This is a genomic window from Pseudomonas nabeulensis (genome assembly GCF_004682045.1).
GTDB lineage: Bacteria > Pseudomonadota > Gammaproteobacteria > Pseudomonadales > Pseudomonadaceae > Aquipseudomonas > Aquipseudomonas nabeulensis.
The window spans coordinates 1-7,090 of sequence record NZ_QUZT01000125.1 but is presented as its reverse complement, the minus strand read 5'-3'; the positions used below and the strand labels follow the sequence as shown (position 1 = coordinate 7,090).

Genomic DNA, 7,090 nt, shown 5'->3' with positions numbered 1-7,090 from the left:
GAAAGCCGCTCATTTGCTGTTTCCTTAACGGACAGGCAGTAGGGCAAGCCCCCTCCCACATTGGAATGTGTTGGATGACACGCCACCGCTGCTGAAAGCAAGCCCGCAGCCTGCTAACCTGCGGCGCTTGTCTTCTTGCAGAGCGTTCCATGGCCCTTTCAAAACGTGACATCACCCGTATCGAGCGGGCTTTGGTCACTTCGCTGACCGAAGCCTGCGACACCGCCAAAGCCGAGATCCCAGGCTTCGAGTGGCTGACCCACACCGTCAATTACGCCAACTTCCCCCAAAGCCTGATCATCACCTGGGTGTTCGACACCCGCGCCCATAAGGATCAGACCTTGGCAGCAGGCCTGGATGCGCGCATGCGCGAGCTCACCGCCACGGCTCTGCACGAGGCGGATATCCCGTCGCTGCCGTTGCAGCGTTGCGTGCACTTTGACAGCGAAGAAGCCTGCCACACCCAACACGGCGGCAATTGGCGTTTGCGCCTGACTCGCGCTGCCAACTAGAGCCTGCCGCCCAAGTGCTGGATAATGCGCCCCGCCATTCGATAAGGAAGTCCCGTCCCATGAAGTTGCCGTTTTCTGCTGCCCTGCTCGCCTCTGCCCTGATGGCTCCGGCCCTTTCCCACGCCGATGACGCCGCACTGGCCGACACGCTCAAGGCCTTCACCCGCTGCGATGCGAGTTTTTTCAGTAGCCTGAATACCCATCACACCGCTTGGCAGGCCTACGCCCCGATCAAGCAGGAAAAGAACTTCGCCTGGATCGCGGTGAAAAACCGTGCGGACCGTAAAGCCAACGCGGTGCCGGTCAGCGCACCGGCCATCGCGGGGTTGAAGCTGCTGTCGTATCACGATGAAGTCACCGACCTCGGCCCGTTGGGCCTGTTCTATTACTGGGGGTTCATCGTGGACGGCGGCGTGGACGAGGTGGCCAAGCGCCTCGCGCCCTTGGTGGATCAACCCGGGGCGCTGATAAAAGGCGACGTGGAATACACCCGCAGCGAACTCAAGGTCGGCGAAGGCTGGCAGCTCATCAAGCCGCAGCCGGGCAAGGCGCCGGGCCTGCGCCAGGTGGAGCGCGTGCTGATCGTGGAGCCGGAAGGCAAGCAAGGCACGCAATCGCGGGTCAGTTGCTCGGTACAGGGTGGGATTAACGCCGGGCTGCTGGCGCGGCTGCGACCGGACATTGCACCGGCTGACTACCCACGCACGGTGGCAGAGATCAATATCAGCGATGTCGAGGTGCCGGCCACTGTGCTTCAGCGCCTGGACTCGCCGCTGCTGCAACCGAAATTCAAGGCATTGAGCTACACCTACCTGTCCAAGAAAGGCGACGGTAGCAAGGACTTGCCGACAACGGTCACGTTCAAGGCCGAAGGCGGCTTGCTGGTGAAGAATGAGGTCTACGGCCGCACCTTCAACGTGGACCGCCTGACCCAGGCGGACCTGATCCAGTTGAAGTCAAAAATGAACGGTGTGGGCGATGGCCGCGTGCTGCAAACCCGTGACGCGCAGGTGAATGTGCCCGCCAGTTGGACGCCGGGCCAGACGTTGACCGCCCAGTTGCACATGGTCAATGTGCCGGGCAAACCCACCGACAAGCCCATCGACACGTCGATGACCTGCAAGGTCGGCGAACGCATCCCGGCGCGCCAGGTGTTTGCAACGTTGACCGGCGACGCGATCAAGCTGGCTTGCGATCAGGGCGACTACAAGACGTCCCGGGTGTTTATCGAGGACCTGGGCGTTGCGCTGACGCTGGAGTCGACGTCGAGCCAGACCCACTACGTGAATGAATACACCGCGCTGGACGTGGTGCGCTGACCCAGCAAGCGTTTGCCGGTGACCCTTCACCGGCAAACGCACCCGCCTCATTTCGCGAACGCATACTCCCCGCCCTGCTCCACAGCCTTGCGGTAAGCCGGTCGGGACTGGAAGCGTTTGACCCACGCCGCCACATTCGGATACGCCGGCAACTTGCCCTGGGCCCCGGCGACTTCGCCGATAAAGCTCATCTGGATATCCGCACCGCTCAGCTCATCGCCCAGCAGATAAGGCGTCTGCCCCAGCACGTCGTTCAGGTAGCCCAGGTAATTGGCCACTTCCGATTCAATCCGTGGATGCAATGGCGCACCCGCGTCACCCAGGCGGCCGACGTAAAGGTTGAGCATCAACGGCAACATCGCCGAGCCTTCGGCGAAGTGCAGCCATTGCACATACGTGTCGTAAGCGGCGGTGGCGGGGTCGGGCTGCAAGCGACCGGCGCCGTGGCGGCGGATCAGGTAGTCAATGATGGCGGCGGATTCGATCAGCACCTGGTCGCCGTCTTCGATCACCGGAGATTTACCCAGCGGGTGCACAGCCTTGAGTTCTGGCGGGGCAAGGTTGGTTTTCGGGTCGCGCTGGTAACGCTTGATCTGGTACGGCAGGCCGAGTTCCTCGAGCAACCACAGGATGCGTTGCGAGCGCGAGTTGTTAAGGTGGTGGACGGTGATCATGGGCAACTCCGCTGGGTGACAGTGAAAGACTGGTCAAGAGACTACGCCACTGGCATGGAGTGCCAAGCAATTATTTTCGGGGGGACGGGCGCCCAGCGCGGGGCAAGCCCCAATGCCAGTCAGTTAAGAGGTAGCGAGGGCAGAAGGTAGCCTGTGGCGAGGGAGCTTGCTCCCGCTGGACTGCGTAGCAGTCCCCGTCTTTTAAAACAAAGAGCTGGGTCCGCTTCGCGGCCCAACGGGAGCAAGCTCCCTCGCCACAGGTATAGTGTTCGCCTTGACTGACTGGCATTAGGGCACGCCCGCTCATTGCAAGACCATCGCCCACAACGAGGCGCCGACGCCGGTGATGCTTTCGCCCGCGATCAGTCCCGCTGCGGCGGTGATCGCGAAACGCTCGGTGATGCTTGGCCAGCGGCAGCTCACCAACCAGGTGAGCATCGCGCCCAGGGCCATCATCAACGACACCGAGGCCGGCAGCACAAAGGCCAGGCCCAATGCAGCGGCGCTGGGCAGGTAGCGGGCACGATGCGCGGGCAAGGTGCTGTCCAGGATGCCCAGCATCACGCCAATCAGGCCGGCGATGGCAATGGCCCAGCGGATACTGGTCGACAGTGATTCCAGCCCATGGCTCAAGGTCTGCGCCACGGCTTTCCAGGTGGCGACCGCAGGGGCTGGCCACTCTTCAGTGAGCAGCATGGATTGCGGGTCGGGGATCAACGCCAGGTAGGCAAACACGCCGACGATGCTGCCGATAAATATCCCGAGGATCTGCGCGATCATTTGCTTGCGCGGCGTGGCGCCGATGGCCTTGCCGACCTTGAAGTCATTCATCAGGTCGGTGCACTGCCCGGCGGAGCCACCGGCGGTGTTGGCGCTCATCAGGTTGATCGGCACCTGCCCCGGCGCGACGATGCCGAAGCTCAACTGGGACAGTTGGCCGATGGCGCCAATCGGCGGAATGCCGGTGGCGCCCACGACCCGCGCGGCGACGGCGGCGAGGCAAATGGCCAAGGGGATGGTGAGCAAGGCCATCCACAGGTTGATGCCGAACAGCAGGGATTGCAGGCACACCACCAACACAATCGACAGCACAAAACCGGCGGCCGGACCGGGTTTGGGCACGGTCCAGGCCGAGCCGCCAGCGGAGCGGGTGGAGTGATACAGCTCCCATAGCCGAATCGCCAATGACGCCAGGGTCGAGCACACCATCAGGCTCACGCCCGGCCAGAGTAGCCATTCCACCAGCGCGGCGAACTGTGGGCCGCTGCTGTCGACGGGCAAGGTCACCAAGCCTTCTGCCAGCAACCACGGCCCCAAGCCGCCCCACGCCAACAATGCGCCGAGCAGCAAGGTCAGGCCCACGCGAATGCCGATGATGCCGCCAAAGCCCACCAGCAACAGCGACGGGTCGGCGGTAAAGGTCAGGCGTTCCAACAGGGCGGTGGGGGACCAACGTGGGAACGCCCAGAGGAAGGTGTCTACCCACTTCACCAGGCCAGAGAGCAATGCGGCGCTGAGCAGCACCTTCAAACGGGTCGCGGCTTCGCGGCCGTGGTTGTAGATGTGCAGCAAGGTTTCCAGAGTGGCCATGCCTTCGGGGAATTTCAGCGCCTTGTCATTAAGCAATGAGGGGCGCAGGTACCAGGCGATCCAGATGCCCAGGAAGCTGACCGAGAACACCCACGCGATCATCGGCAACGCGTCCAGTTGGTTGCCGGTGAGCAAGGTGTACGCCGGGATGGGCGCCACCAGCCCGCCGGAAATAATCGACGCCGCCGCCGAAGCCACCGTCTGGTTGATATTGCTCTCGTGCAGCGTCCACGGCAGTTGTTCGCTGGAGCGCTTGGCCAGGCCTTGCCAGATGGCATAGCCCACCAACAGGGCAATGATCGACATGTTGAACGACCAGCCGATCTTCAACCCGGCGTACACGTTGGAAGGCGTCAACAGAATGCCCAGCACCGTGCCGGTTATAACGGCGCGCAGGCTGAGTTCGCGGGTGACGGGGACGGGTTGGGGGAGCGAAGACATGCAGAGTCCTTTCGGCAACACAACAGGGCGACCTAACAAGTGAGCCCTGTATACCCCGAAGGTTCCGACACGGTGGTGACAACACTGGAGGACTTTTGTGGGAGGGGGCTTGCCCCCGATGGCGGTGGGTCAGAGCCAGATGTAGTGGCTGACACACCGCTATCGGGGGCAAGTCGAGTCGTCGCACCGCCCCTCCCACATTGAGTCTCCTTTGCCTGGGAGAGGTTCAGCCCAAGCGGAAGATTGCGGTGTTATCACTTAAAGCCCGGCTGCCTTTGCTCAACACATCCGCCGCGCGGTTCACCGCCCGTGCGCCATCGAGCAAGCGCCCTGCCGCCTGGTCCACTTGCTGGATATTGCCGCTCACTTCATCCGCCGTCGCCGCCTGTTCTTCGACCGCCGTGGCGATCTGGGCCAGGGTGTCGGTGACGGTCTGCACCGCCCCTGCAATCTCGCCCAACCGTGCGCCGAGGCCCGTGACGGATTCGGCGTCGGTCAACGCCTGTTCGCACGCCACGCCCATCAGGTTGACCGCCTGGCTCACCGTGGCGCGCAGGCTGTCCACCGTGCCGGCGATCTGTGCGGTGGAGGCCTGGGTGCGTTGCGAGAGGCTGCGCACTTCATCGGCGACCACCGCGAAGCCGCGTCCTTGTTCACCGGCGCGGGCGGCTTCGATGGCGGCGTTCAGCGCCAGCAGGTTGGTTTGTTCGGCGATGCCGCGAATGGTGTCGACCACCGATTGAATCTGCTGGCCTTGTTGGCTTACTTGTTCCAGCGCATTGGCGGTGTCGGTGAGGCGCTGGTTGAGCTGCTGGATGCTGGCCGTGGTGCGCTGGCTGTCGCGGCTGCTGTCTTCAGCGATGCGTCGGGTGTGCTGGGCGCTGCCCGAGGCTTGCTCACAGCTTTTGGCCACACCCATGGAGGTGGCCGCCAACTGGGTGGCTGCCGCCGCAATCTGGCTGATTTGCTGTTGCTGGTCTTCGACTTCGTTAAGCGTGTTGCCGGACTGAGCATTGAGGGTCAACACCGCAGAGCCCAGTTGCTGGGTTTCGTGGTTAACGCCGAGCAGGCTGGTGCGCAATTGCATCACCGCGACGTTGAGCGCAGTACTGATGGCCGCCAGCTCATCACGCCCCTGTACCGCCACTTCCACGCACAAATTACCATCGCGCAGGGACTCGGCCAGGGTGGTGATGCCACTGGCGCTGCGGCGGATGGAGGCTTGCAGGCACATGAACAGGTACAACGCCGCCAACGCCAACAGGCTGAAAGTCGCCGCCACGGGAATGATCTGTTGCAGGGAGCGGCTGTGGTAATAACTCAACCGCGCATCCAGGGCGCTCAGCGACTGGTTGCGCAGCGCGCCCAGGCTGTCGACCATGGTGTCGACGCTGGTTTCAAACGCTGCCGTGTCGAGCTTGATGGTGCCGCCGAATACGCCTTCGTCGAGTACGTTGAGTTCGTTACCCAGGCGCTGCAGGTGATGGTCGTATTGCGCCGACCAGGCCTGGTTGCCGTCGAACGGCTTGGCCTTGAGGGAACCGGCAGCCTTGGCCAGTTGGTCTTGCGCATCACCGATACGGCCGCGCAGGTCGCGCATCTGCAAGCGGCTTTGCAGGGTGAACTGCCCCGAGGCGATGGACGACTGACCGACGCTGGCCATACGGCCGATGCGTTCGATCAGGTCAGGGGTGTGCTGGGTGGAAATCTGCATCAGCAAGTAGGTTTCCAGCCAAGGGTCGAGGATCAGGCCGGAGTCCAGGGTGATTTGTTCACGCAGGCTTTGCATCGCGGTCAGGGCGGTGGTGAAACGATCATAGCCGTCCGGCCACCAGCCCACGGTGCGCAATGATTGGGAGTCCATGCCCTTGACGGTGGCTTGTAGCGCGTCGAAGCGCGCCAGGGTGTCGCTGCTGGCGTGCAGGGTTTTCAGGGACTCGCCCAGGGCTTGCAGGCTGTGCAGGATCAGCGGGAAATTCGCGTCCACTTTATCCATCGCGGCTTTGGCCGCCGGGATGGGGGCGTGCAGGATATCTGCCGCTTTCCAGCGCGCTGCGAGGTTGCGTTGGGCCGTGAGTTGGCCGTCGAGCGCCTCCAGGGCCAGCAGTTGGCGCACACCGGATTGTTCGCTGGAAATCACGCCGAGCTTGTCGCGATAGTCCACGCCGATCATCCAAAGGCTGCCCGCCAGGGGCAGCATGAACAGCAAGAACAGGATCTGGAATTTGCGTGCAAAGCCAAAGCGCCCCAGCAGACGTATACCCGGTGATAAAAGGCTGTGCATGTACGACCACTCCCAAAACAACCTAACGGCAAAACGCCATGTCATTGATTGATAAGGGGCAAGCAAGATATGGGCCGTGGGGAGGGAGGCCGTAGATACAGGGGATTGGGCGATGACAGCGCAGAAGGCTTGCACTGAAATGAGGCAAAAATACACATTCAATGCAAAGGGGCATGCCCAAGATTGCCTCTGTAGTGAGCGGGCTTGCCCCGCGCTGGGTGGCGAAGCCGCCCCAAATCCAGGCACCTCGGTGTTTCAGTTAGACCGAGG

General features: G+C 62.7%; 5 protein-coding genes. 2 read left to right on the top strand and 3 right to left on the bottom strand.

Annotated elements, in window-relative coordinates; translation table 11 throughout:
- Positions 1-149: 149 nt before the first annotated feature.
- Both DYL61_RS30865 and DYL61_RS30860 read left to right on the top strand, forming a co-directional pair.
- Positions 150-512, top strand: coding sequence for a hypothetical protein (locus DYL61_RS30865; protein WP_135311535.1), 363 nt, complete (start codon positions 150-152; stop codon positions 510-512).
- 59 nt (positions 513-571) lie between these two features.
- The gene (locus DYL61_RS30860; RefSeq protein ID WP_135311534.1) at positions 572-1,831 is read left to right on the top strand and encodes a hypothetical protein; all 1,260 of its coding nucleotides are present in this window, start codon (positions 572-574) and stop codon (positions 1,829-1,831) included.
- A 47-nt stretch (positions 1,832-1,878) separates the two neighbouring features.
- Here DYL61_RS30860 and DYL61_RS30855 read toward each other — a convergent pair whose 3' ends face one another.
- From DYL61_RS30855 to DYL61_RS30845, 3 genes are all read right to left on the bottom strand, one after another.
- Positions 1,879-2,505, bottom strand: coding sequence for a glutathione S-transferase family protein (locus tag DYL61_RS30855; RefSeq protein ID WP_135311533.1), 627 nt, complete (start codon positions 2,503-2,505; stop codon positions 1,879-1,881).
- A gap of 303 nt (positions 2,506-2,808) precedes the next feature.
- The gene (locus DYL61_RS30850; RefSeq protein WP_135311532.1) at positions 2,809-4,536 is read right to left on the bottom strand and encodes an OPT family oligopeptide transporter; all 1,728 of its coding nucleotides are present in this window, start codon (positions 4,534-4,536) and stop codon (positions 2,809-2,811) included.
- A 226-nt stretch (positions 4,537-4,762) separates the two neighbouring features.
- A complete protein-coding gene (locus DYL61_RS30845) occupies positions 4,763-6,820 on the bottom strand; it encodes a methyl-accepting chemotaxis protein (protein ID WP_135311531.1) in 2,058 nt (685 codons plus the stop codon).
- Positions 6,821-7,090 lie beyond the last annotated feature (270 nt).